The organism is Demequina sp. (assembly GCA_024707205.1).
Taxonomy (GTDB): Bacteria; Actinomycetota; Actinomycetes; order Actinomycetales; family Demequinaceae; genus Demequina.
On the sequence record JANQAD010000001.1, the window covers coordinates 2,233,454 to 2,258,337 of the forward strand.

Below are 24,884 nucleotides of genomic sequence, written 5' to 3' on the forward strand. Positions count from 1 at the left end.
CGGCCAAGGTCGCGCTCGAGACGAACCCCCCGCGAGGAACTGCGGCTCCATGCCCTGCGCACGCTCCACGTGGTCGCGGCGGTCGCGGCGGCGGCCGTGTGGCTCGTGGTTGGGGTGTTCAACTTCCTCAACGGGGCGTGGATCGCCATCAGTTTGATGGTGATCCTTGTCATCGGCATGCGGGCCATTCAGGGTCACTACGCGAAGGTGCGTCAGGAGCTGCGAATCCAGCCGCACGACCCCGCCTCCGCGCTGCCGTCGGCGACGCACGGCGTGGTGCTCGTGGCCCAGCTTCACCGGCCCGCCCTGCGCGCGATCGCCTACGCCAAGGCGAGCAGGCACACCACCCTCACGGCGATCGGCGTGAAGATCGAGGCGCCGGCCGCGCGCGAGCTCCAGCGGCGCTGGACGGAGCTGAAGATCGGCGTCCCCCTCGTCATCCTCGACTCGCCGTACCGGGACATCGTGGGCCCGGTGATGGAGTACGTGAAGTCCATCCACCGCGAGAGCCCCCGCGACGTCGTCGTCATGTACGTTCCCGAGTACATCGTGGGCCGCTGGTGGGAGCAGTTCCTCCACAACCGCTCGACGTCGCGCCTGCGCTCGCTCCTGCTGCGCACACCCGGCGTGGTGGTGGCCGCCGTGCCGTGGCACCTTGAGTCGGCGGCCGACCAGGTCGTGACCTTCGAACCGGAGAGACCCCTTGTCTGATGTGACCCTCGCCGTCGGCGCGCCAGCGCACGGCGGGCACTGCGTGGCGCGGCACGACGGCCGGGTCGTCTTCGTGCGGCACGCCCTCCCGGGTGAAAGGGTCGTTGCGCGGCTCACCGAAGCGGAGCCTCGGGCCAGTTACTGGCGGGCCGACGCTGTTGAGATTCTCGACCCGTCTCCAGACCGCGTGCCGCAGGTTTGGCGCGAGGCCGGGGCCGGGGGAGTGGGCGGCGGAGAGCTTGGTCACGTGTCGCTCGCCGGGCAGTTGGCGTGGAAGCGCGCCGTCTTGGTGGACGCGTTCTCTCGCTTCGCGGGTCTCGAGTTTCCCGGCGACGTCACTCCGGCGCCAGGGGACGCCGCGCGCGGAGGCCTCGCGTACCGCACGCGCATCTCAGCAGTGGCTGACGCCGAGGGCAGGGCCGCGATGCACGTGTTCCGCTCGCATGCGCTCCACCGGCTCGCGGCCATGCCCCTGGCGACCGAGCGCGCTCAAGAGGCGCTGCTCGGCCAGCGGTTCCCCGCGGGCGCCAGGGTCACGATCGCGGACCCGAGCGACGGCGACGTGTTCGTGGCCGTCGACGGTAACCGCTGGCACCTGGGCAAGCGTGATACCAGGGAGAACGCGCCCCGGCGCGTGCGCGAGCGCGTCAGCGCCGGCGGCGTGGAGCATGCCATGGTCGTCGACGGCACGGGCTTCTGGCAGGTGCACAGGGAGGCGCCGTCACTGCTCGCGACCCGCGTGGTCGCGCTCGCGGGCGCGGGCGAGAGCGCCCTCGATCTGTATTCGGGCGCTGGCCTGTTGACGCTCGCGCTCGCGGACCACTTCGAGCGCGTGACCTCCGTGGAGGCGGACGCGGATGCGGTGCGCGCGGCGCGCCGAAACCTGAGCGGCCGCGACAGCGCCACCGTCCTCGAAGGCGATGTGCGCAAGAGCCTGCGTGCCGGCTTTGGCGACAACAGCGTCGGGCAGGATGCGGTTGCCGTGCTTGACCCGCCGCGCTCGGGCGCGGGGCGGGAGACGCTCGACGCCCTCGCGGCCCACCGCCCGCGGCGAATCGTGTACGTGGCGTGCGATCCCGTGGCGCTCGCGCGAGACACGGCGCTGCTAGCGGCGAGCGGGTACGGCCTCACTCACGCCGAGGCGTGGGACCTGTTCCCGATGACCCATCACGTGGAGACGCTTGCGGTGTTCGACCCCCATTAGGCGGCAACGCCAGCCCGAAGAGGGCGTTGGGGAACTGCGGCTGGCTGTACCAATAGTCGCCGTGGTTGAGCGTCTTGGGCGCGGTGGTGGATCCGACCTTCATCACGAGGTTCTCGTCTATCCGGACGTTGCGGGCGCCCTCTCCCGCGCCGAGGGTGCACACCGGCTGGCCAAGCGGGTCGGTCATGCGGAACAGATTCACCCAGCGGTGCTCGAGGAACTCATCCACCTGAGCGAACAGAGTGGGATTGAAGATCCAAGGGAAGAGCCAGCGGTAATGGCTGTCCAGCAGCTGCCCATAGGTGAGCAGCGAGACGCGCGCCGACTGTTCGGCGGTGAGGCCGCCATACGCCTGCAGGCGCGTGATCGCGGGGACGGCGATGATCGCGCCCTGGCTGTGCGCGCTGACCACCACCCTGGTGCCGTCTGACGACTTCACCAGTTCGGCGATGCGGTCGCTGAGCTCCGGGATCGTCGTGTCCGTGTAAGGCGGCGGCGCCCATGGGTGGAATTGGCGGGGCCAGAAGTCCACGAGGTCCCAGATGATTCCGACGCCCCTGCGCAGGCCCTGGTCGCGCGAACCCCAGCCCATGTACGCGACCACCGCGGCGGCCGGGGCCAAGAAGGCGCCTGCGACTGCGAGAACGACGAACCATGTGCTCGCATTCTTGGTGGCCACGTCCCACGTGGTGTTCCAGACCTCGGTGTGCGCAATCCACGCGTGATAGCCCGCTATTGCCGCCCATGCGAGCGTCAGGACTCCGAAGGCGCCCACCACGACCGCGATGATGCGAGCCCGCAGCCCCTCGACAAAGCTTCCGATCGCGACCGCAGCGATGACTGCGGCCACCGCGAACCAGCCGTATTTCGCCCAACTCGCACCCGACTCGAGCGAGGCGAGGGGTCCGCGCATCTGCTTGTCCGCGTGGGTCATCCATGCGGCCGCGAGGGCCAGGATGACGGTGGCCGCGGCCCCGACGCCAAACACGACGGCGCTCGTGACGATCGCGCCCCGCGCGTGTTCCACGGTGCTCCGGAGACGCTCGAACCGCTGCACCCCTGTGGGTCCCTTGAGTACGCGCAACTGGGTGAGCAGGATGATGAGCATCACGGAAACGGACACGAAGCCAACCATGGCGATCGAGCGCGCCATGGCGCCAAGGATTGGGTCCACCGGAAGGGTCAGGTTTCCGTTGAGCCACCGCGTGGTGATGAGCTCCAGCCCCACGATTCCGGTGACCGCGGTTCCAAATCCGATCACCGTGAACGCGCCCGCGTGGAGACGTGCAACGGCGGGACCACCGGAAGGGCCGATGGCGTACTGCGCGGCCACGAGCACAGTCACGGCCGCCCAGATGCACGCCGCGGAGAACGCGACGGCACGCAGCGCCCCATCGGTGAGGGCGGCCGGTGTGGTGGCCGCCGGCTCGGTCGCAAGCAGCCAAACGACGGAAATCGCGGCGAGCGGAAGCGCGGTCCATCGGACCATGCGCAGCACTGTTCTTCCCCAGCCTCCCGCGCCCAGGAACGCGACGAGGCCCATGAGGCCGATCGCGATGCTCGCCACGGCGACCCAGCGCGCGCCATCGAACTGGCTCCCGAGCGCGTAGTCGATGAGGATCGCTGCGGTAGCGATCGACAGCGCCCAGTGGATCCCTGAGAGTCGCTTGGTGACGTCGGTGATCTGCCACAGTCGCGAGACGTCAAAGCTCTCGAGTGGCGCGCGCGCCACGGCGCCCGACGCCATCGCGGTGGACGCCGCCGCGCTCATGGCGCCCGCCGTCGGCATCTTCGCTCGTCTCCTCGCGGACCACACCCAAGCGGCGCTCACGAACACGACGCCCGCGAGAGCGAGCTTGCCCTGCGCCGCTCCGTCGTCCTCGAAGGGCCAGTGGAAGCGGTGCGCGGCGAAGCGAACGGCGGTGGTGGCAATCCACACTGCGCCCGCCGTGACAAGGAGCGTGAGGCACGCCGCGAGAAGGCGAGACGTGAGTGCGTGCCAGGCCACCCGTCGGGCCATGGGAGGAGGGCCCCCCTCCTCACCGAGCGGTGGGTGCGTTGGGGCGGGGTCGTCGCCGATGCGAACTCCTGGGGCCATCCACCCGGCCACGTTGACGAGGCTGAAGGGGAGCAGCAGCAGGCGCAAGGCGGAGGTGATCCTGGTACCGGACGTGAGGCCGCCCCAGGCGTAGCCCTCGCGCACCCCCGGCGACTCTGCGTTGAGGGGCCTGTCTCCGGGGTCGTGGCGATAGAAGCCCGCGATGGCCGTTCCCGCCACGAGCGTGGGCGTCTGCTTGATGAGCGCCTCTGGAGGCGTGCCAGAGACGCCGTGGACGCGCAACTCAACCACGCCGTCGGGCACCCCGACGGGGCGGTAGTCCGATATCCCCGCCATGACGGGAAAGTACCAGTTTGGGGCGATTCGCGCGCGCGGTGTCTCGCGAGGTTTCGCGCCGAATTCGGGGGTGCCGACGGCCGATAGAATGGGACCTCATAAGCGAAGAGGAGCCGACGATGAGCGTGAATTCCCTGGGGGCTAAGGCCAACCTTGAGGTTGAGGGCCAGACCTACGAGATCTACCGGCTGGACGCCGTACCCGGCCTCGAGAAGCTTCCGTATTCGCTGAAGATCCTCGCCGAGGCGCTCCTGCGCACCGAGGACGGCCTCAACATCACCGCCGAGCACGTGCGCGCGCTCGCAAACTGGGACGCAGACGCCGAGCCGGACACCGAGATTCAGTTCACCCCCGCTCGCGTCGTCATGCAGGACTTCACCGGTGTGCCCTGTGTGGTGGACCTCGCCACGATGCGCGAGGCCGTCGCGGAGCTCGGCGGAGACCCGGCGGTCATCAACCCGCTCGCGCCGGCTGAGATGGTCATCGACCACTCCGTCGTGATCGACGTGTTCGGTCGCCGCGACGCGCTTCAGCTCAACACGGACCTCGAGTACGTGCGCAACCGCGAGCGCTATCAGTTCCTGCGCTGGGGCCAGACGGCGTTCGACAACTTCAAGGTGGTGCCCCCGGGCACGGGAATCGTGCACCAGGTCAACCTCGAGTACCTCGCGCGCACGGTGATGACCAAGACCGTTGGCGATGTGACCCAGGCGTATCCGGACTCGTGCGTTGGCACCGACTCGCACACGACCATGATCAACGGCCTTGGCGTGCTCGGTTGGGGCGTTGGCGGCATCGAGGCGGAGGCAGCCATGCTCGGCCAGCCGGTGTCGATGCTCATCCCGCGGGTGGTCGGCTTCAAGCTCTCGGGCTCGATTCCGGCCGGCGCCACGGCGACCGACGTTGTGCTCACGATCACCGAGATGCTCCGCCAGCACGGCGTGGTCGGCAAGTTCGTTGAGTTCTACGGCGACGGCGTTGGCGCCGTGCCGCTCGCGAACCGCGCCACGATCGGCAACATGTCTCCGGAGTTCGGATCGACGGCGGCGATCTTCCCGATCGACGAGGTCACGGTCGACTACCTGCGACTCACGGGCCGCACGCCCCACCAGGTGGCGCTCGTCGAGGCCTACGCGAGGGAGCAGGGGCTCTGGCACGACCCGTCGGCCGCCAACTATGTGGAGCCGCGCTTCAGCGAGTACCTCGAGCTGGACCTCTCGACCGTGGTGCCGTCGATCGCCGGCCCCAAGCGCCCCCAGGACCGGGTGGCGCTCACCGAATCGAAGCCCGCATTCGAGAAAGCGATCTCGCAGGTGCGCACGGGTGACGCCCGCGACACCACCTACGTGGACGAGAACGGCGCCAGCGTGCCGCTCAAGGACGGCGACGTGGTGATCGCCTCGATCACGTCCTGCACCAACACGTCGAACCCGTCCGTGATGCTCGCGGCCGCGCTGCTCGCTCGCAACGCCAACGCTCGCGGGCTCACGTCCAAGCCGTGGGTGAAGACCTCGATGGCGCCCGGATCCCAGGTGGTCACCGAGTACTACGAGAAGGCAGGCCTCTGGCCGGACCTCGAGGCGCTCGGCTTCCACCTCGTCGGTTACGGCTGCACCACGTGCATCGGCAACTCCGGGCCGCTGCCGGAGCCGGTGAGCGCCGCCGTCAACGGGCACGACCTCACCGTCGTGTCCGTGCTGTCCGGCAACCGCAACTTCGAGGGCCGCATCAACCCGGACGTGAAGATGAACTACCTGGCATCACCGCCTTTGGTCATCGCCTACGCGCTCGCGGGCACGATGGATCACGACTTCGCCACGGAGCCCCTTGGCAAGGACTCGCAGGGCAACGACGTGTACCTCAAGGACATCTGGCCCGACCCCACTGAGGTCGAGTCGATCGTCCGCTCCGCGATCACCGAGGAGATGTTCGAGTCCAACTACGCAGAAGTGTTCGCGGGCGACGATCGCTGGCGCGGGCTCGACACCCCCGACGGCAAGACCTTCGCTTGGGACGACGCCTCGACCTACGTGCGCAAGCCCCCGTACTTCGAGGGAATGGGCCTGGAGCCCGAGCCGGTCAAGGACATCACGGGCGCCAGGGTGCTCGCGCTGCTCGGCGATTCCGTGACCACGGACCACATCTCTCCGGCAGGCTCCATCAAGCCCGACAGCCCGGCCGGTCGCTACCTGGCAGAGCACGGCGTGGAGCGTCGTGACTTCAACTCCTATGGCTCGCGCCGTGGCAACCACGAGGTGATGATCCGCGGCACGTTCGCGAACATCCGCCTGCGCAACCAGCTCCTTGCGGACGAGAACGATGGCGCCGGCATCGAGGGTGGCTTCACGCGGAATCTGCTCACCGGCGAGGTGGACTCGATCTACGACGCCGCGGTCGCCTATCAGGACGCCGGCATTCCTCTCGTGGTCATCGCGGGCAAGGAGTACGGCTCCGGCTCTTCCCGCGACTGGGCAGCGAAGGGCACGAGCCTGCTCGGCGTTCGCGCGGTCATCACCGAGAGCTTCGAGCGCATTCACCGCTCGAACCTCATCGGCATGGGCGTGATTCCGCTCGAGTTCCCCGCGGGCGCGAGCGCCGCGTCGCTCTGCCTGGACGGCACCGAGACGTTCGACATCGCGGGGATCGCGGCCTTCAGCAACGGCGAGCACCCCAAGTCGCTGACGGTCCGCGCCACCAAGGCGGATGGCTCGGTCGTCGAGTTCGAGGCCACGGTGCGCATCGACACGCCCGGCGAGGCCGACTACTTCCGCAACGGCGGCATCCTGCAGTACGTTCTGCGGTCTCTGGTCGCCTAATTCAGGCCCGACGCTGTGGCCAGTTACAGTGGTGATTGGCCGTAACGAAGGAGTGGGTTTGCTGGAGCGCATCGGGTCCCCGGATGACGTGAGGGCGCTCTCGCTCGAGGAGTGCGATGCGCTCGCGGGCGAGATCCGCGACTACCTCGTTGACTCCGTCTCGCGCACGGGCGGGCACTTGGGGCCGAACCTCGGCGTCGTGGAACTCACGCTCGGCCTGCACCGCGTGTTCGAGTCCCCGCGGGACACGATCGTCTTCGACACGGGCCACCAGGCGTACGTCCACAAGCTCATCACGGGACGCTCCGACTTCTCGTCCCTGCGTTCTCGCGGCGGGATCTCCGGCTACCCGGCTCGCGCGGAGAGCGACCACGACGTCGTCGAGAACTCGCACGCCTCCACTGCGTTGTCCTGGGCCGCCGGCATCGGCCGCGGCCGCACCCTGCGTGGGGAGACGGACCGCCACACGGTCGCCGTGATCGGCGACGGGGCCCTCACCGGGGGAATGGCGTGGGAAGCGCTGAACTCGCTGGCAGCGTCGGACGACAAGGTCGTGATCGTCATCAACGACAACGGCCGCTCGTATGCGCCGACGATCGGCGGGCTCGCCCGCAGGCTCGACACCATTCGCACGGACCCGCGCTACGAGCAGTTCCTCGGGTGGGGCAAGCGCACGTTCCAGGACAAGGGGCGGTTCCGCGCCTTCACCTACGAGAGCGTGATGCACGGCAAGCGCGCCCTCAAGGGACTCATCGGTCCCGACGGCGTGTTCGCGGACCTGGGCCTCAAATACATGGGTCCGGTGGACGGCCACAACCTCGCTCAGGTGGAGGAGGCGCTGCGTCAGGCCAAGATGTATGGCGGCCCGGTCATCGTCCACGTGCTTACCGAGAAGGGCCGCGGGTACACGCCAGCGGAGGAGGACGACGCCGACCGCTTCCACGCCGTGGGCAAGATCCATCCGGAGACCGGCCTGCCGATCGAGCCGTCTCGCTTTGGCTGGACCAGCGTCTTCGCGGACGAGATGGTGACGGCGGGCGGGGAGCGTGACGACCTCGTGGCCATCACCGCGGCGATGCTTGAGCCCGTGGGCTTTGGGCCGTTCGCGCGCGAACATCCGGAACGGGTGATCGACGTCGGCATCGCGGAGCAGCACGCGGTGACCTCCGCGGCGGGTCTCGCGTACGCGGGAATGCACCCGGTGGTCGCCGTCTACGCGACCTTCCTCAATAGGGCATTCGACCAGGTGCTCATGGATGTGGCGCTACACCACGCGGGCGTGACCTTCATGCTCGACCGTGCGGGGATCACGGGCGACGACGGGGCGAGCCACAACGGCATGTGGGACATGGCGCTGCTTCGCCACGTCCCGGGCCTGCGCCTGGCGGCCCCGCGAGACGAGCCGACGCTGCGGGCGGCCTTCCGGGAGGCGATCTGCATTGAGGATGCGCCAACAGTGGTGCGCTACCCCAAGGGCGCGCTTGGCGACCCCGTGCCCGCGATCCGCCGCGAAGGGGGGCTCGACGTTCTCGCGGAGCATGGCGCGGGACGCGACGCGGTAGTCCTGGGCCTGGGTCCCATGGCGGTGACGGCGATCGACGTGGCTGGCAAGCTCGCCGCCGAGGGCTTCGACGCGATCGCGGCCACGGCGACGTGGGTGCACCCGGTCCCGGAGGGTCTTGTCTCCCTCATCAACGGCGCGCGCCTGGTCATCACCGTGGAGGACGGCCTGGCAGACGCGGGAATCGGCGAAGAGTGGGCTGCCTATGCCCGCGAGGCGGGCGTCGAGGCCGAGTTCCGACACTTCGGCGTGCCGCGCCGCTTCCTCGAGCACGCGTCCAGGGCCCAGATCATTGGCGAGGTGGGGCTGGACGCCGCAGCGATCGCCGACTCGGCCACCGCGGCGCTGAACGCGTAAGTCCCAAGTCACCCTGCGCGGAGTCGCAGGCCTCAGCCGGAATGGGTCGTGGTAGTCGCGAAAGCGCGATTTCGCGACCACCAGAGCCCATTCCAAGCGGTGCCAGATTCTGCGACTCGCTGCGCTCGCGCAGGATGACCTGTTACGGCGCGTCGAAGGCCGCGGCCAGCACCGGCGCACACAGGTCGACCTGCCACGGACGCGCACCGCGCGACGCAAGGAATGACCGCACCCACTCCTCGCCGCCCCCCGGATACTCCCAGCAGGCGCGGCGCAGCGCGTCGGGCTGCAGAAGGTTCTCGGCGGGAACTGAAAGCGTCTCCACCAATAGGCCGATGCCCTCACGCGCCGCGGAGAGCCGATCCGCGGCCTCTGGGCGCTTTTCCTTCCACATCCGCGGCTGCGGAGGTCCGTCGCCCGCAGGGCCGCGGCGGGAGGGCAACCGGTCCTCCGGCAGCGCCATGGCCGACGCTATGGCCGGGTACCAGAAGGCGGCTCGCCGCTTGGTGCCGCGAGATTGCCATTCGGGAATCTGCACGAGCGCCTCGAGGGACGTCGGCTTGGCCTGGGCTGCCGCGGTGATCGCGGCGTCGCGAAGCACGCGGCCGGGAGAGGTGTCTCTTGCCTGTGCCTCGGCGTCGCGCGCCTCCCACAGCGACTTGACGATCGCGAGGGCGCGGGAGTCGCGCAGGAGATGGGTGCCCGCCGTGCGGCGCCACGGGTCAATGCGAGGCTCCGCCGGGGGCGCCGCGCGCACGGCCTCAAACTCCTGCCGCGCCCATTCGGACTTGCCGGCGGCCTCGAGGTGCTCGGCGAGGCGGTCTCGCAGGTCCAGCAGCACCTCCACGTCGAGCGCCGCATAGGCGAGCCACGAGTCGGGAAGGGGACGCGTGGACCAGTCCTGTGCGGAATGCTCCTTGGCGAGCACGAGCCCGAGCTCCTGCTCGACCACGGCGGCGAGCCCCACCTTCGGCCACCCGAGCAGCCTCGCGGCGAGTTCGGTATCGAAGACCGACGCCGGTTCCAGCCGGAGGTCATGCATGCCGGGCAGATCCTGAGACGCCGCATGGAACACCCACTCGGCATCGCCGATGGCCTCGCCGAGCGAACTCAAGTCGGGCAGCGCCGCGGTGTCGATGAGCGCTATACCAGCGCCTTCGCGCTTGAACTGAGCCAAGTACGTGGCCTGCCCATAGCGAAAACCGGACGCGCGCTCGGCGTCGGCAGCAACTGGACCCGACGCGGAGGCGAACGCCGCGCACACGGCCGCCAGAGCGTCGGGCGTAGCGATGATGGGGGGCACCCCGCCTGGCGGTTCCGAGAGGGCCGTGAGTTCGCGCTCGGGAGGCTGAGCGTCGTCGGGAGTCTCGGTCACGCGCGCCGCCCGTGCAGGACCGCGACGCCGTCCGGGGTTGGCGGGATGCCAGCGCTGAACGCCATGAGCTCGGTCCAGGCAACGATGTGCGGTTCCATATCCGTCGTTTCCGGCGTCCACGAGACTCGAATCTCGACGGTCACCTCGTCGTGTCGCTCGGCGAGCGAGCCGAAGGACCGCGACACCGTCTTGGTGACCGTTCCCCCCTCACTGTGGTGCGCGACGCCGTCGAGGGCGTCGGCGAGCCATGACCACGCGACGTCCGCCCACATGTCGTCGGACCCGACCTCGGCCTCCACGACCGCCTTCACGAGAGCGACCACGCGGAACGTTCCCGCCCACGCCGCCTGCCCGTCGGGGTCGTGCAGCAGCACGAAGCGACCGGTGGCGTCGGCGATCTCGCCGTTGATGGCGATCGCGAATGGGGCGATGCGATGGGGCGCCGGTGTCTCGACGAGCATGACATCACGCCTGGTACGCGCCGTCGCAAGCGAAGCCAACGCCTCCTGGAACGCAGGAGGCGCTGCCGTTGCGTCCTGCGCCATGGTTTGAGCGTAATCTTGCCCGACGCCGTGGCCGGGTACGCCACGCGGCCGCACCTCCCATAGGCTTGGGCCGTATCCCCAACTCCCCGCTAAAGGATGGACATGTCGCACGCGCAAATTGGCGTCACCGGACTCGCAGTGATGGGCCGAAACCTGGCCCGCAACTTCGCCCGAAACGGCTTCACCGTTGCGGTGCACAATCGCTCCGCGGAGAAGATGCACTCGCTGATCGCCGATCACGGCGACGAGGGCGCCTTCATCGGATGCGAGACGCTCCAGGACTTCGTCGACGCGCTCGCCAAGCCGCGCACGATCGTCATCATGGTGCAGGCGGGTGGCCCAACGGACGCCGTGATCGACTCGCTCGTGCCCCTGCTGGAGCAGGGCGACATCATCGTGGACGCGGGCAACGCGCACTACCCAGACACGCGCCGCCGCGAGGCCGCGCTCCGTGAGCAGGGCATCCACTTCGTCGGCTCCGGCGTGTCCGGTGGCGAGGAGGGTGCGCTGCTCGGCCCGTCGATCATGCCCGGCGGTCCGGCGGAGTCCTATGTCACGCTCGGCCCGATCCTCGAGAAGATCTCCGCGAAGGTGGACGGCGTGCCGTGCTGCACCCACGTGGGCCCCGACGGCGCCGGTCACTTCGTCAAGATGGTGCACAACGGGATCGAGTACGCGGACATGCAGCTCATCGGCGAGGCCTATGACCTGCTTCGCGCGGGGCTCGGGCTTGAGCCGCCGAGATCGCGCAGATCTTCGCCGACTGGAACAAGGGCGACCTGGAGAGCTTCCTCATCGAGATCACCGCAGAGGTGCTCGCGCAGGTGGATCCCAAGACCGGCAAGGCGCTCGTGGACGTGATCGTGGACCAGGCGGGACAGAAGGGGACGGGCCGCTGGACGGTGCAGAACGCCCTCGACCTCGGCGTCCCCGTGACGGGCATCGCGGAGGCGACGTTCGCTCGCGCCATCTCGTCGCAGGTGGCGCAGCGCGAGGCCGCTCGCGGGGTGCTTGCGGCAGACACGCAGCCGTGGGCGATTGCGGACAGGGACGCGTTCATCGAGGACGTTCGCCTCGCGCTCTACGCCTCCAAGGTGGTGGCGTACGCGCAGGGCTTCGATCAGATTCAGGCGGCGTCGGACGAGTACGACTGGAACATCGATCGCGGCGCGATGGCGCGCATCTGGCGCGGCGGCTGCATCATTCGAGCTCGCTTCCTCAACCGCATCACCGAGGCGTACGAGCGCGACGCGAAGCTCGCATCCCTGCTCGTGGACCCGTACTTCGCGGAAGAGGTGGGCAAGGGGGTCGCCGCGTGGCGTCGGGTGGTGTCGCAGGCGGCGCTCTCCGGAGTGCCCGTGCCTGCCTTTGGCTCGTCGCTGTCCTACTACGACTCGCTGCGTGCGGAGCGCCTTCCTGCGGCCCTCATCCAGGGCCAGCGCGACTTCTTCGGCGCCCACACCTACAAGCGCGTCGACGCCGAGGGAACGTTCCACACGCTGTGGTCCGGCGACCGCACCGAAGTCGAGGCCTAAGTCAGCGCGTCCAGCGCTTCATCTCGAACCCGGCGCCCGTGAGGGTGTGAACCGGCGTCATCCACGAGGGTGGGGCGGGGACCAAAGGAGCCCGCGAGCCTCCCGGTTTGGGTGACGTGGTGAGGCAGTAGTCGTCCACGACGTCCGCGTCGAACAGCGCGGTAGCGAGCTGGGGGCCGCCTTCACACAGCACGCGCGTGAGCCCGCGGTCGGCGAGCTTCGCGACGAGCAGCTCCGGGTCAAGGTCGCGCTTCCCTGCGATGATCACGCGGTCGCCCCACTCGTCCGCGAGCTCGGCCGCCTGGCTCTTGCGCGTGGTGACTATCCAGGTCCGATCCGGGTCGAGATCGTCGGGGAGCTCTCCGGTGCGAGTGACGACCGCGAGATCCGGCGCGGACAGGCGGAATGTCCCGACGCGAGCCTTCGATAGGCCGGGGCGCAGGCGCACGTCGCCGTACTCCTCGTCGCGCGCGGTCTTTCCCCCGATGACCACAACGTCCGCCCACGACCGGGCCACGCGCAGGATGCGCAGGTCCTCCTCGCCGTTGAGCGACCGCGAGCTGCCGTCAGGCCCTGCGGCGCGCCCGTTGACGGAGCGGATCATGGACACGCGCACCGATGGCGAAGGCACGCGATAGAGGGCGCGCAGCTCGTGCTCCGCGGGATCGGGCGGCAGCACCCGCCCGTCTTCGGTCGTCAGGCTTCCTGGCTCCATGAATCCCTCCGCTTCGCTGCGCAATTAGGCTAGGCCATCGTGCAGACTCGCTTGGTTGGCCGCCGACCCGCCGTGGCCCCAGCGCAGCTCGTGGCGGCCCTGACGCCGCCCCCTCACTTCGCCCACGCCACGTTCGCATCGTATGCGCCCGATCCCGACTACCCGTCGCAAGCCACCGCCCTGGCCGCCGCGAAGGGCTTCGCAACCGGAGCGTCGGGCCGAAAGAGGGTGAGCGCGGGCAAGGGCCTGTATCTCGATGGCGGCTTCGGTGTGGGCAAGACCCACCTGCTGACGGCGATGGCGCACGAGGTGGGGGAGCGGGCCGCGTTCGGGACCTTCCTCGAGTTCACGAGCCTCGTGGGCGCGCTCGGCTTCGCGCCCGCGCGCGATGCGCTGAAGACCTTCCGCCTCGTGTGCATCGACGAGTTCGAGCTCGACGACCCGGGCGACACGCTCCTGATGGCGCGCCTCATGCGCGAACTGGCCGACGCCGGGGTCGCCATCGCGGCCACGTCCAATACGCCTCCCGGCGCCTTGGGCGAGGGGCGCTTTGCGGCCGACGATTTCCGGCGGGAGATTCAGTCGCTCGCCTCTCGCTTCACGGTCCAGACCATCGACGGCCCCGACTACCGCCACCGCGATTCACTCGCGGAGGTGCCGCCGGCGTCCGACGCTGAGGTGGAGGGCGTCGCGGACCTCTCGGGCGGCGCGGTCGAGGACTGGGGGGCACTCATCGCCGACCTCGCCCAGGTGCATCCCTCGCGGTATGCGGCGTACGTGGAGGGCGTCGAGACGCTCGGGCTGCGGAACGTCGCGCCCCTCGCGGACCAGAATCAAGCCCTCAGGCTGGTGATGCTCGTGGATCGCCTCTACGACTCGGACGTTCGCGTTGTCGCGAGCGGCGAGCCGTGGGGCGGGGTCTTCGCCGCGGACATGCTTGCCGGCGGCTATCGCAAGAAGTACCTGCGGGCCCTGTCTCGCCTGCACGCGATGACGGCGGGGACGGACTAGTTCCCTGCCTCGATCTCGGTCGCGGCGGCGTCGTATGCGGTGACGAACCGCTCGAGCGTGTCGAAGAACAGGTCGTAGTCGTCGCCCACGGCGGAGATCCCTGCGTCGAGCGCCCGCAGCTGGATCACCGACGCGCGCGCGAACGCCTCCTCGCCCGCAGGGGTGCGGGCGATGAGCTGGGCGGGGGCGCCGTCGGCCCGGTGGCGCGAGAGGTGCCCCCTTGCCTCAGCAGCGCCCACCTGCCGATTGACGGTGGACTGTTCGAGCGCCAGCTCGTCCGAGATCTCCTTGAGGGTCCGCTCCCTGCCATCCGAGAGCAGCCAGAGCAGTCGCAGTTCGGCGGAGGGCACATCGTGAACGCGCTCGACCGTGCGTCGCGCCCGCTCGGCGTGGGCGAGCAGGCGAGCGAGCTGTTGCCGCCCGGTGAGTCTCGACAGGTCGCCCATGGATCGCTCCTTCGCGGTGAGGTCACGTTGACAGTGATATGTATTATACATATGATGCGTATGTAACTTACATACGGGACCTTCGTCCCGCCCAGCCCTAAGAGGTCGCGTGCAGTCATCAACCGAAGTTTTCGCCACTCCATCCCAACTGAGCGATAAGCGCGGGATGTGGGTCGTGATCGTCGTCGCGTTCGCGTCGCTATGCACGGCGCTCATGCAGTCGCTCGTCATTCCCATCCAGGGGGAGTTCGCGGAACTGCTCAACACCTCGGCGAGCACGGCTTCGTGGGTCGTCACGGCCACGCTGCTCGGTGGCGCCGTGGCGATGCCCATCGCGGGCCGCCTCGCCGACATGATCGGCAAGAAGCCCGTACTCGTGGGCTCTGCTCTGATCCTCGTCGCCGGCTCGCTCGTGTGCGCCCTGTCCAGTTCGGCCACGCTTGTGATCGCGGGCCGTGTGCTGCAGGGCTTCGCCATGGGCTTCATCCCTGTCGCGATCTCCCTCGTGCGCGAGCTTTCTCCCGCGCACATGCGCAACACCGCGGTCGCGGGCGTCAGCGCCACTCTCGGCGTCGGAGGCGCGCTTGGCCTTCCGCTCGCGGCGTGGATCGCCCAGGACTATAACTGGCACATCCTGTTCTGGGTTGCCTTCGGCCTCGCCGCGGTCATGACCGTCGCCGTCGCCATCGTCATTCCACACATCCACGATGCGCACCCGGCCACGTTCGACGTCGTTGGGGCGATCGGGATCGCGGTCGGCCTCGTCGCGCTCCTCGTCGGCATCTCCAAGGGCAGCAGCTGGGGCTGGGACTCGGCCACGACGATCGGCTTCATCGCAGGCGGTCTCGTTGTGCTGCTCGTGTGGGGCTGGTACGAGCTTCGCCACCACGATCCGCTCGTCGACCTGCGCACGAGCGCCCAGCGTCCCATCCTCATGACCAACATCGCTGCGCTCCTCATCGGATTCGGCATGATGGCGATGTCTATCGTCATCCCGCAGCTGCTGCAGCTGCCCGTGGAGACCGGAAACGGGATGGGCCAGTCGGTCCTCGCCGCTGGCCTGTGGATGGCTCCCGGAGGCCTCATGATGATGGCCTTCGCGCCCGTTTCCGCCAAGATGCTCACCCGCTACGGAGGCCGCATCACCCTGTCCGTCGGCGCGTTCGTCATCGCGGGCGGCTACCTCGTCGCGATCCTGCTGATGAATGCCCCGTGGGAGCTGCTGGTCGCGTCCCTCATCATCTGCGCCGGCGTCGGCATCGGCTATGCGGCCATGCCCACGCTGATCCTCACCAACGCGCCGGAGGAGGAGGCCGCCTCGAGCGTGGGCGTCAACGCGCTCATGCGCTCCATGGGCACCACGATCGCGGGAGCCGTGATGGCCGCGATCCTGACTGGAAGCGCGATTGAACTCGGCAGCTCCGGTGTGTTCCTGCCCACCCAGTCCGCGTTCCACCTGTGCTTCATCATCGGGGCGATCGCTGCCGCCGCTGGTGCCTCGGTGGCGCTGCTCGCGCGGCCGTCTTCCAAGCGGGCCGACGCTGTTGAGGCCGCCGACGAGGAGCTCGTCGCCGCGCTCTCGTGACGAGTGGAGATAGGAGCGGGGTTCGGCTAGAGGCGCAGGTCCTCTAGCCGCCGCTTCTGCTCCTCGACGTCGAAGTCCGCGGCCGGCCACCCGAGGTTCAGTTTGGTGAGCGTCTCGAATAGCAGCGAGCCAACGACGAGCCGAGCGAACCACTTGTTGTCCGCGGGAACGGCGTACCAGGGCGCCACGTCGGTGCTCGTCGCATCGAACATGTCCTGGTACACCGCCTGGTACTCGTTCCAGTACGCGCGCTCGTCGATGTCGCCGGGGTTGAACTTCCAGTACTTGTCCGGCCGCTCTAGGCGCTCTCCAAGCCGTCTCTTCTGCTCGTCCGGCGAGATGAGCATCGCGCACTTGATGATGCGCGTTCCCGCGGCGGCTACCTCGGCCTCGAACGCGTTGATCTCCGCGTAGCGCTCGGCCCACGGCGATCCGGGCACCAGGTTGTGCACGCGCACGATCAGCACGTCCTCGTAGTGGGAGCGGTCGAATACGCCGATCTTGCCCGCGACGGGCAGCGCGTTGCGGATGCGCCACAGGTAGTGATGCGCGAGCTCCTCCTTGGTGGGCTTGCCGAACGCGCGGTGCTGCACGCCCTGCGGATCAACCATGCCCACCACGTGCCGCACGATCCCGCCCTTGCCCGACGTGTCCATGCCCTGCAGCACGAGCAGCACGGACGTCGTGCCTCCCGCGCGGCCGTCCGCGAACAGCCGCTCCTGGAGGTCGCTCAGCGCATTGGCGTGCTTGGCCATGATCTTGGAGGCGTCCTTCTCGTCGCCGGAGAACCCTGGAGTCGCGGCGGCATCGAAGGCGTCGAGCCGGAAGTCCGGGCCAACCCGCAGCGTCGTTGAGGGAAACACATCCCACTTCTTGGCCATCGCAACACCCTCCTCAACTCGCGCCTAGGCGCGGACCAGGGCAACAGCGTCGGGCCGGAGCGTGAACCGCGCTCCGTCAACGGCGACGTCGCCGAACACGGCCAATGGCCGTCCCTCGTACGCTACCGGCTCGTCGCTGAGGTTGGCGTGGACCAGGACGGGTCCTGTCATCGTCAGTTGCTTTGCGCCGCGTTCGATGACGCTCACCGGATGACGCTCCCACGCGCCCGACGCCGTTGTCAGGTGCCGCGCTGCCATCACCTTGCGCGTCCACTCGGGGAGGGCGCCCGCTTGGGTTGGGGCCAGTTTGGAGGCGAGGAAGGTGGCAGGGTCTTGGGGATCGGGGATGGCGCGGGCATCCCAGCCGTGGGCCGCGAACTCGCGCACGCGGCCCTCCCGAACGGACGTTGCGAGCGGCTCCGCGTGGTTGCTGAAGAACTGGAAGGGCCGTGTCTCACCGTACTCCTCGCCCTGGAAGAGCAGCGGCGTGAACGGGGACAGCAGAATGAGCGCGAGCGACGCCGCAAGCCCGCCGGGGGACAGCGTGGCGGAGGGGGCGATCGCCGGCCGCCCTGTTGCCCACCTGGTCGTGGTTCGAGGCGAAGACAACGAACCTGCGCCGATCCATCTCGGTGGGAACGGGGTGGCCCCACGACCTGCCGCGGAATGTCGAGAAGCCGCCGTCGTGCACGAACACCTGCTGGAACGCCTTGTTCAGGATCTCGATCGAGCCGAAGTCCGCATAGAGGCCATCGCGCTCGCCGGTGAGGTAGGCGTGAAGGGCGTGGTGGACGTCGTCGGCCCACTGCGCCGTCTGGCCGAGCCCGCCCTCCTCGAGCGGCGTTACCAGCAGGGGGTCGTTCAGGTCGGACTCGGCGACGAGGGAAAGCGGCCTCCGGAGCTCAAGTGAGAGCGCCGCGGTCTCGCGGCTCAACTGGGCGAGGAATGGTTCGGGGGAGTCGTCGTGAAAGGCGTGCACGGCGTCGAGGCGGAGTACGTCGACGTGGAAGTCGCGGAACCACCGCAGTGCGCAGTCCGCGAGGTAGCGCCGCACCTGCCCGGAGTGAGGCTGGTCGAGGTTGATAGCCGCGCCCCACGGCGTCTCGTGCACGGGCGTGAAGTACGGACCGAACGCGCCCAGGTAGTTTCCGTCCGGACCCAGGTGGTTGTACACCACGTCGAGGGCGACGGCGAGGCCGAGCCCGTGGGCGGCGTCAACGAAGCGCTGCAGTGCCGCGGGGCCGCCGTACTCCTCAAAGACGGCGAAGGGAGAGACCCCGTCGTAGCCCCACCCGCGGGCTCCCGGCATCGGCGCAATGGGCATCAGTTCCACGATCTCCATCCCGGCCTCGGCGAGCCGGGGGAGCGCCGCGGCCGCCGCGTCGAGGGTGCCTTCCTGGGTGAAGGTGCCCACGTGGAGCTCATAGAACACCGAGCCGAGGGCGCCGCGTCCCTCCCAGTCGGCGTCGGTCCAGGCGAAGGCGCCCGCGTCAAAGGCGCGCGACGGCCCGTGGACGCCGTGCGGCTGCCATGGGGACCTCGGGTCGGGGAAGGGGCCGTCGCCGTCCACGAGGAAGGCGTAGTCCTGGCCGTCTCCCAGCTGTGGCCCGCGCCACCAGCCGTCCTCGCCCGCGGTGAGGGGAGCGTCGACCCCGCCCGTGCGGCAGGTGACGGTCGACGCGAACGGGGCCCAGACGTCGGCCCTCACGCGCGCACCAGCAGGGCAACGGGAAGGCTGCGCAGGACGGAGCCGATGGGAGCCGTCCCGCCCTCCACTCGCGCGCCCGTGAAGGCGTCGGTCCACTCGCCGGCTGGAAGCTGGACGGTGTGCTCGTGCCACCCGCCGAGCCGCTCGAGCTCGCCGTGGACTCGCGTCGCGATGGTGATGACGCGATCCTCGTCGTGTGCGGAGCGGGCGAAGACGATCGCGTGTCCCGAGGACCCGGCCAACGGGTGGTAGCCGGCACTCGTGCCGATGAAGGCCTCGCGATGCGCGCCGCGAACCGCGAGGGTGCGGGACGTGACCAGCAGCTTCTCGTCGTCGAGATCGCGCGGCCGCGAGCGTCCCAGCCGCTTCAGGCGCGCCGTGAGGTCCTCATAGTCCACCGGGCGCCGGTTGTCGGGGTCCACGAGCGTCGGCGCGACGATCTCGGTGCCCTGGTAGACGTCGGGGACGCCGGGCAGGGTTAGCGACAGCAGCTTCTGGGAGAGGATCGACGCCCGTTCCGCCTCCGCGCGCGCCGCATGCCAGGCGAGAATGTGCTCCCGCACGGTCGCGTCCGCATGGGTCGCCTGCGCAAACCACAGCACCTGGTTCTCGTAGTGCTCGTCCACCGCGGTCCACGTGGTGAACGTCTTCGCCTCGCGCGTCGCCTTCACGAGGTAGCGCTCGAGCCGGTCCCACGCCATGAGCGAGTCCGCGTCGGAGGTGCCCACGAGCGTCTGCCACCAGAGGTTCTCCGTGCGGCCGTCGAGCTCGGCTGGCCGCATCGGCGCCGTGAGGGACTGTAGCCTGCCCAGGAGCTCGTCCCAGTCGCTCGCGAAGTCGCTGAGCACGCCGAGCCGGGCGCGCACGTCCTCGGAGCGTTTGGTGTCGTGGGTCGTCAGGCACGTCATCGCGTGCGGATAGGTGCTCTGCCGCTCGGCGGCCCACGCGTGCAGCGAGGCGGGAGGGAGGTTGAAATGCGCGGCGGGGGAGCCCACCTCGCACAGCGCGAGCAGATGCGTCCAGCGGTAGTACGCGGTGTCCTCGACCCCTTTTGCCATCACGGCGCCACAGGCCTGCTGAAAGCGCGTGATGAGCTCCGCCCTGTCCGCATCCAGCCTGCGCCCTGCGGAGCCGACCTCGGCGCCACGCAGCAGGTCGACGACAACCTCGAGCGTCTCGTGCCGCTCGGGGTCGAGCCGTTCGCGAGCACGGTCGGCCGCGCTGGAGAGCGCGTCGAGGGACATCGGCTTCGGCGGAGTGCCAGGCACAACGTATGCGCGGTAGCGGTCGAACGCGACGATGAGCGTGGTGAGGCAGTCGTAGAGGGCGCTCCACGTGTGGTCGCGCAAGCGCACGTCGGAGGTGCAGATCCCGTGCGCGATCAGCGCGAGCCGCCGCATCTCCGCCGCGAGCGACTGCTCGACGATCTCGCGCTTGGCCTCGTCGATGACCGCGGGCAGAGCGCCCATCGCGTCGCCGGCCACCCGGAACATCGTCGCCGCAAGGCCCGACGCTCCGCTCGGGTCACGGAGTGCGGCACCTATGCGCCACGCGGCGTCGTAGCCGGTGGTTCCCGCGGTCTTCCATGACGTGGGCAGGCGCTCCTCGCCTTCGAGGATCTTCTCGACGACGACCCACGCGCCGTCCGTCGCCTCGGCCAGGCGTTCGAGGTAGCCCGCGGGGTCGACGAGCCCATCGGGGTGATCGACCCTCAGTCCCTGCAGCGTGCCGTCCTTGACGAGCGACACGATGAGCCGGTGGGTCGCGTCGAACACGTCCGGGTCCTCGACCCGCACCGCCACCAGAGACCCGACGTCGAAGAAGCGCCGATAGTTGAGCTCCTCGTTGGCCACTCGCCAGTACGCAAGCCGATAGTGCTGCTCCTCGACCAAACGCGCCATGGGCAGATTCTCCGTGCCCTCGCGGATGGGGAAGACGTGGTCGAAGTAGCGCAGGATGGGCACCTCGCCCGCGGCCTCGAAGCCGGGAACCACCATGCGGTCCAGGCTGAGTTCCTCGGCCGCAAGCACGGTGCCGATTCTTTTGCCGAGCACGGGCATCAGCACGGGCGCCCCGCGCGCCCAGTCCACGTCGAACCAGTGCTTGAAGGGCGAGGCCTCGCCTTCGGCGAGGACGGACCACAGCGCGCGGTTGTGGAACGCGGGCGTCGGCACCGCCATGTGGTTGGGGACGAGGTCCGCGATGAGGCTCAGGCCGCGTTCGCCCGCGCGCCACGAGAGGTCCCGCAGCGCCTCCTCGCCGCCGATGGATGGGTCGATGCGCGAGTGGTCCACGACGTCGTAGTAGTGGCTCGATCCCGGAGCGGCCGCGAGAAGTGGGCTCAAATACAGGTGAGAGACGCCCAAGGAGGCGTAGTAGCCCAGGTTCTCGGCAGCGTCGGACAGTGTGAAATCCGCGCCCAACTGCAGGCGATACGTGGCGGAAGGGACGGGTGCGAGCGGGCTGTGCCCCAGTCTGAACGCACGCTCGTCTGCCATTCTTGTCACTTCCGGAGGGTTTTTCCCATCATGTCAGAACCTGCTCTGGCACACTTTGCCCATGCGCAGACTGATGTGGTGGCTGGCGTTGCTGACGTTGTTGCCTGTCGCCCTGACCGTTGTGGCGCGCGCGTTCCGCTTCGAGGCGGGCCCGCTGGTCTTCGCCGTCGCGATGATGCCGTGGGTCACGTTGGCGTGCCTGGTCCCGTTCGTGCTCGCGCTCTTGGCGCGGTCGCTCCCTATCGCGCTCGCCACTGCGTTGATCAGCGCGCTGTGCGCATGGTGGTTGCTTCCGCTGTACATCTCGGAGCCTGCGAGCGACACGACGCTCACCGTCGCCACCGTCAACGCTGAGTTTGGCCAGGTGGATGCGGCCGCGGTCGTTGACATGGTCAAGTCGTCCAAGATCGACATCCTCGCGGTGCAGGAGCTCACGCCACAGGCGGTCGCGGCGCTCAAGAGCGCGGGTCTCGGCGACGAGCTTGGTGCGTCGTACGTGCGGCCCGCCGCGGGCTTTGAGGGGATCGGCGTGTGGTCTCGCTACCCCATGGACGCGAACGCTCTCGATGGCCTTCTCGCCAACTCCATCCAGGCCACGATCGTCACGCCTGAGGGCGACATCAAACTCTTCGCCGTGCACCCTGCTGCGCCCAGCACCGGCAACCACGCGGCCTGGACCAAGGACTTCAATCGCCTGAACTTCGTGCTCTCGAAGGCGATTGGGCCAACCATGGTGCTCGGCGACTTCAACGCCACCCGCGACAACGCGCCGTTCCGCTCGATCGAGGGACTCGGCTACGCCGACGCGCCGGACCAGGCGGGGGCCGGTTTCATTCCCACGTTCCCGAATGGGCGCGCACCGTGGCCCCTGGTGGCCATCGACCACGCGATGGTGCGCGACTCGAAGCTCACCGCAAACAATGTGAAGTCCGTGACGCTGCCAGGCACCGACCACCGGGCGCTCGTGGTGGAGTACGGGAACTCGCTCTAGGCCTATTGACGGCGAAAGCGGCCCCGAGGGACCGCTGGTAGTGGTGGGCGATACTGGGATCGAACCAGTGACCTCTTCCGTGTGAAGGAAGCGCGCTACCCCCTGCGCCAATCGCCCGTGCTCAACGTTCTAGCGAGGTGGGTACGGGATTCGAACCCGTGTATACGGCTTTGCAGGCCGCTGCCTCGCCTCTCGGCCAACCCACCGTAGGTACCAACACCCGGTAGGTATCGGCCTTCCGAGCGGACGACGGGACTCGAACCCGCGACCCTCACCTTGGCAAGGTGATGCTCTACCAACTGAGCCACGTCCGCATTGTCACCATCGCTGGCAACAGGGAATGACTTTAGCGGATGCCGCGCTCAAAGACCAATCCACTCGAGCCTCCGGCGCGCCGTTCGAGAGCCGCCCGATACCGTTGTCGCGTGGATGCCCACGCCGCCTTCAGGACCGTCAGCGCCAGCGGGTGCGCCGAGCATATCGACGCGTCCGTTGACAGCCACCGGCTCGCCGAGGGCGGCTTCTGGGTGCTCGTCGCCAGCTTCGAGGGAACGCTTGACGCGTGGCGCTTTGAGCGCGTCACCTATCGCGACCCGCAGGCAGAGCCCAGAACGGCCCGACGCTGGCTTGGGCCCGCGGGTGACGCCTGGCGGTCTTCGCTCACCGAGGCGGAATACGTGGCGGGTGTTGAGCGCATTCGTGCGGACATTCGCGAGGGCGACGTGTACCAGGTCAACCTGTGCAGGGTGCTCTCGGCGCCGCTGGCCGCCGGGGGCGAGGGTCCGGATGCCATCGCGCTCTCGGAGCGCCTCGCCACGGGCAATCCGCGAGGTACGCCGCGCGCATCGTGATCCCGCGCTCCGCGGCTAGGCCCGGGGCCTGGGTGGTCTCCGCGAGCCCCGAACGCTACCTCGGCGTCGAGGGGTCAACGGTGCTGTCCAGCCCCATCAAGGGAACGGCAGCCCCGGGGGAGGCGATGCTGCCCAAGGACGAGGCGGAGAACGTGATGATCACGGACCTCATCCGCAACGACCTGTCCCAAGTGGCCGTCCCAGGCAGCATGACGGTCCCCGAGTTCCTCGAGCTACACGAGCACCCGGGGCTCGTTCACCTCGAATCGACCGTGCAAGCGACGCTCGCGCCGGCGTTCGACTGGACCGCGGACATGTGGCCGGCGCTGTTCGACGGGACGTTTCCGCCGGGGTCTGTCTCGGGTGCTCCGAAGGCCGCGGCGCTGCGGATCATTGGGCGGGAAGAGACGGTCCCTCGCGGCCCGTATTGCGGCGCGATCGGCTGGATCGATGCCGACGCCCGACGGGCGGAACTCGCCGTGGGGATTCGCACTTTTTGGTGGGACGACGCCTCCGGAGGCACCCTTCGCTTCGGCACCGGGGCGGGAATCACCTGGGGATCCGACCCACATGCGGAGTGGCGAGAGACCGAACTCAAGGCGCGCCGGTTGATAACGCTCGCATCCGCCGACACAATTGGCCCATGAGCGACGTCGTCTGGGTGAACGGCACCCTCCGCGCCGCGGATGACCACGCGATCTCGCCCCTCGACCACGGGTTCACCGTTGGCGACGGGGTGTTCGAGACGATGGAGGCCGTCAACGGCGTCGCCTTCGCTCTCACGCGGCATCTGATGCGTCTCGAATACTCGGCGTCCCGCATGGGTCTCACCGGCGTCGACACCGCACACGTCCGCAAGGGCGTGGAAGCTGTGCTCGCCGAGGGAGGCGACGCGATGACGCGGCTGCGGGTCACGGTGTCCTCGGGCTCCGGACCGCACAGCTCGATCCGCGGCGACTCCGCCCCCACGGTCGTGGTGGTCGGGAGCGACTCGCCGCCGATTCGCGAGTGCAAGGCTGTGCGGGCACCGTGGAAGCGCAACGAGCGCTCGCCCATCGCGGGCGTCAAGTCCACGTCCTACGCGGAGAACGTGGTGATGGTGCAGTTCGCGCGTTCCAAGGGCGCCGACGAGGCCCTCATCGCCAACACGCACGGTCACCTGTGCGAGGGAACCGGTTCGAACGTGTTCATCGAGCGAGCGGGAGAGATCGTCACGCCTCCGCTCGCTTCCGGCTGCCTGCCCGGCATCACGCGCGGGCTCGCACTCGAGTGGGGCGCCCAGGCCGGGCTGCCGGTGAGGGTCGCCGCTCCAGGGGAGCTCGAGATGGCCGTGCTCGATGAGGTCATCGATGGCATCTCATTCGCGGCCGTCACCTCGTCCACCCGGCACGTGCAGCCGCTCACGGCCCTCGACGGCAAGACTCTCGGCAAGGGACCGCTCCTGACCAGGCTCGCGGTGGAGTTCAACCACCGGGCCGCGAAGGACGCAGACCCGGCGCCACCGCGAGACTCCTGACAGCGTCGGGCCGGCCCTCAAGAATCCGCTACCATGGAGCCTGCTCTTGGGCGATTGGCGCAGCGGTAGCGCGCTTCCCTGACACGGAAGAGGTCACTGGTTCGATCCCAGTATCGCCCACCAACAAGCGGCCGGATCCTTGTGAACCGGCCGCTTCGTCGTTCCCGGCCTAGACTCGCAATG

17 protein-coding genes, 4 tRNA genes and 2 pseudogenes are annotated in these 24,884 nt (G+C 68.9%); 12 read left to right on the plus strand and 11 right to left on the minus strand.

All coding sequences use genetic code 11. The features are described from left to right. Window positions 1-69 precede the first annotated feature (69 nt). Both NVV57_11470 and NVV57_11475 read left to right on the plus strand, forming a co-directional pair. Window positions 70-711, plus strand: coding sequence for a hypothetical protein (locus tag NVV57_11470; protein ID MCR6713263.1), 642 nt, complete (start codon window positions 70-72; stop codon window positions 709-711). Continuing rightward, entirely contained in the window at window positions 704-1,915 is a 1,212-nt protein-coding gene (locus NVV57_11475) for a TRAM domain-containing protein (GenBank protein MCR6713264.1), read from the plus strand. The genes NVV57_11470 and NVV57_11475 overlap by 8 nt, the downstream gene beginning before the upstream one ends. Here the strand turns inward: NVV57_11475 and NVV57_11480 are convergent. Then, window positions 1,839-4,310 (minus strand): hypothetical protein, encoded by a 2,472-nt coding sequence (locus tag NVV57_11480; protein ID MCR6713265.1) that lies wholly within the window; start codon window positions 4,308-4,310, stop codon window positions 1,839-1,841. The genes NVV57_11475 and NVV57_11480 overlap by 77 nt on opposite strands. A 119-nt stretch (window positions 4,311-4,429) precedes the next feature. Between NVV57_11480 and acnA the strand changes: the two genes are divergently transcribed. Beyond that, window positions 4,430-7,126: an aconitate hydratase AcnA gene (gene acnA, locus NVV57_11485; protein MCR6713266.1), complete on the plus strand. Its 2,697-nt coding sequence runs from the start codon at window positions 4,430-4,432 to the stop codon at window positions 7,124-7,126. 52 nt (window positions 7,127-7,178) lie between these two features. Next, window positions 7,179-9,044 carry a 1-deoxy-D-xylulose-5-phosphate synthase gene (gene dxs / locus NVV57_11490; protein MCR6713267.1) on the plus strand — a complete coding sequence of 622 codons (1,866 nt, stop codon included), beginning with the start codon at window positions 7,179-7,181 and terminating at the stop codon, window positions 9,042-9,044. A gap of 142 nt (window positions 9,045-9,186) precedes the next feature. On the opposite strand, the gene NVV57_11495 is transcribed toward dxs, so the two are convergent. Next, window positions 9,187-10,419 (minus strand): HRDC domain-containing protein, encoded by a 1,233-nt coding sequence (locus NVV57_11495; protein ID MCR6713268.1) that lies wholly within the window; start codon window positions 10,417-10,419, stop codon window positions 9,187-9,189. Next, window positions 10,416-10,964: a DUF3000 domain-containing protein gene (locus NVV57_11500; protein ID MCR6713269.1), complete on the minus strand. Its 549-nt coding sequence runs from the start codon at window positions 10,962-10,964 to the stop codon at window positions 10,416-10,418. Before NVV57_11500 ends, NVV57_11495 begins: the two co-directional genes overlap by 4 nt. Window positions 10,965-11,066: 102 nt before the next feature. Here NVV57_11500 and gndA point away from each other — a divergent pair. Beyond that, window positions 11,067-12,499, plus strand: a pseudogene (gene gndA / locus NVV57_11505) (NADP-dependent phosphogluconate dehydrogenase). 1 nt (window position 12,500) lies between these two features. On the opposite strand, the gene NVV57_11510 reads toward gndA, so the two are convergent. Beyond that, on the minus strand, window positions 12,501-13,214 hold the full coding sequence (locus tag NVV57_11510) for a dihydrofolate reductase family protein (GenBank protein MCR6713270.1): 714 nt from the start codon (window positions 13,212-13,214) through the stop codon (window positions 12,501-12,503). A 39-nt stretch (window positions 13,215-13,253) separates the two neighbouring features. Here NVV57_11510 and zapE point away from each other — a divergent pair, with 39 nt between their 5' ends. Further along, the gene (zapE, locus tag NVV57_11515) at window positions 13,254-14,225 is read left to right on the plus strand and encodes a cell division protein ZapE (GenBank protein ID MCR6713271.1); all 972 of its coding nucleotides are present in this window, start codon (window positions 13,254-13,256) and stop codon (window positions 14,223-14,225) included. Here zapE and NVV57_11520 read toward each other — a convergent pair. Then, window positions 14,222-14,671: a MarR family winged helix-turn-helix transcriptional regulator gene (locus NVV57_11520; GenBank protein ID MCR6713272.1), complete on the minus strand. Its 450-nt coding sequence runs from the start codon at window positions 14,669-14,671 to the stop codon at window positions 14,222-14,224. The two genes, zapE and NVV57_11520, sit on opposite strands and share 4 nt — an antisense overlap. A 166-nt stretch (window positions 14,672-14,837) precedes the next feature. On the opposite strand from NVV57_11520, the gene NVV57_11525 reads away from it, so the two are divergent. Further along, window positions 14,838-16,256, plus strand: coding sequence for an MFS transporter (locus NVV57_11525; GenBank protein MCR6713273.1), 1,419 nt, complete (start codon window positions 14,838-14,840; stop codon window positions 16,254-16,256). Between the two features lie 26 nt (window positions 16,257-16,282). On the opposite strand, the gene NVV57_11530 is transcribed toward NVV57_11525, so the two are convergent. The 3 genes and pseudogenes from NVV57_11530 to treY all read right to left on the minus strand — a co-directional run bounded on the left by NVV57_11530 (window position 16,283) and on the right by treY (window position 21,343). Continuing rightward, window positions 16,283-17,137, minus strand: a complete 855-nt coding sequence (locus NVV57_11530) for a polyphosphate kinase 2 family protein (protein MCR6713274.1) — start codon at window positions 17,135-17,137, stop codon at window positions 16,283-16,285. 303 nt (window positions 17,138-17,440) lie between these two features. Continuing rightward, window positions 17,441-18,845, minus strand: a pseudogene (gene treZ / locus NVV57_11535) (malto-oligosyltrehalose trehalohydrolase). Further along, window positions 18,842-21,343: a malto-oligosyltrehalose synthase gene (treY, locus tag NVV57_11540; protein ID MCR6713275.1), complete on the minus strand. Its 2,502-nt coding sequence runs from the start codon at window positions 21,341-21,343 to the stop codon at window positions 18,842-18,844. The pseudogene treZ and the gene treY overlap by 4 nt, the downstream one beginning before the upstream one ends. Window positions 21,344-21,404: 61 nt before the next feature. On the opposite strand from treY, the gene NVV57_11545 reads away from it, so the two are divergent. Beyond that, entirely contained in the window at window positions 21,405-22,334 is a 930-nt protein-coding gene (locus NVV57_11545; GenBank protein ID MCR6713276.1) for an endonuclease/exonuclease/phosphatase family protein, read from the plus strand. A 41-nt stretch (window positions 22,335-22,375) separates the two neighbouring features. Here the strand turns inward: NVV57_11545 and NVV57_11550 are convergent. From NVV57_11550 to NVV57_11560, 3 genes are all read right to left on the minus strand, one after another. Further along, a tRNA-Val gene (locus NVV57_11550) sits at window positions 22,376-22,451 on the minus strand. Window positions 22,452-22,469: 18 nt separating this feature from the next. Further along, a tRNA-Cys gene (locus NVV57_11555) sits at window positions 22,470-22,540 on the minus strand. A gap of 35 nt (window positions 22,541-22,575) precedes the next feature. Continuing rightward, window positions 22,576-22,648: transfer RNA gene (locus NVV57_11560), tRNA-Gly, on the minus strand. 111 nt (window positions 22,649-22,759) lie between these two features. Between NVV57_11560 and NVV57_11565 the strand changes: the two genes are divergently transcribed. The 4 genes from NVV57_11565 (at window position 22,760) to NVV57_11580 (ending at window position 24,824) form a co-directional block, all read left to right on the plus strand. After that, complete coding sequence (locus NVV57_11565; GenBank protein MCR6713277.1) at window positions 22,760-23,185, plus strand: hypothetical protein; 426 nt, start codon at window positions 22,760-22,762, stop codon at window positions 23,183-23,185. Then, the gene (locus tag NVV57_11570) at window positions 23,182-23,832 is read left to right on the plus strand and encodes a chorismate-binding protein (GenBank protein MCR6713278.1); all 651 of its coding nucleotides are present in this window, start codon (window positions 23,182-23,184) and stop codon (window positions 23,830-23,832) included. The genes NVV57_11565 and NVV57_11570 overlap by 4 nt, the downstream gene beginning before the upstream one ends. After that, window positions 23,829-24,701 carry an aminotransferase class IV gene (locus NVV57_11575; GenBank protein MCR6713279.1) on the plus strand — a complete coding sequence of 291 codons (873 nt, stop codon included), beginning with the start codon at window positions 23,829-23,831 and terminating at the stop codon, window positions 24,699-24,701. The genes NVV57_11570 and NVV57_11575 overlap by 4 nt, the downstream gene beginning before the upstream one ends. Window positions 24,702-24,749: 48 nt before the next feature. Then, window positions 24,750-24,824, plus strand: a tRNA-Val gene (locus tag NVV57_11580). The last annotated feature ends 60 nt before the right edge of the window (window positions 24,825-24,884 follow it).

Excerpts from the sequence above, each read along its gene's own strand:
- NVV57_11510 (MCR6713270.1), bottom strand. The coding sequence starts at position 13,214 with ATGGAGCCAGGAAGCCTGACGACCGAAGACGGGCGGGTGCTGCCGCCC.
- NVV57_11545 (MCR6713276.1), top strand. The coding sequence starts at position 21,405 with ATGCGCAGACTGATGTGGTGGCTGGCGTTGCTGACGTTGTTGCCTGTC.
- NVV57_11575 (MCR6713279.1), top strand. The coding sequence starts at position 23,829 with ATGAGCGACGTCGTCTGGGTGAACGGCACCCTCCGCGCCGCGGATGAC.
- NVV57_11525 (MCR6713273.1), top strand. The coding sequence starts at position 14,838 with ATGTGGGTCGTGATCGTCGTCGCGTTCGCGTCGCTATGCACGGCGCTC.
- NVV57_11500 (MCR6713269.1), bottom strand. The coding sequence starts at position 10,964 with ATGGCGCAGGACGCAACGGCAGCGCCTCCTGCGTTCCAGGAGGCGTTG.
- treY (MCR6713275.1), bottom strand. The coding sequence starts at position 21,343 with ATGGCAGACGAGCGTGCGTTCAGACTGGGGCACAGCCCGCTCGCACCC.
- NVV57_11480 (MCR6713265.1), bottom strand. The coding sequence starts at position 4,310 with ATGGCGGGGATATCGGACTACCGCCCCGTCGGGGTGCCCGACGGCGTG.
- NVV57_11520 (MCR6713272.1), bottom strand. The coding sequence starts at position 14,671 with ATGGGCGACCTGTCGAGACTCACCGGGCGGCAACAGCTCGCTCGCCTG.
- acnA (MCR6713266.1), top strand. The coding sequence starts at position 4,430 with ATGAGCGTGAATTCCCTGGGGGCTAAGGCCAACCTTGAGGTTGAGGGC.
- NVV57_11530 (MCR6713274.1), bottom strand. The coding sequence starts at position 17,137 with ATGGCCAAGAAGTGGGATGTGTTTCCCTCAACGACGCTGCGGGTTGGC.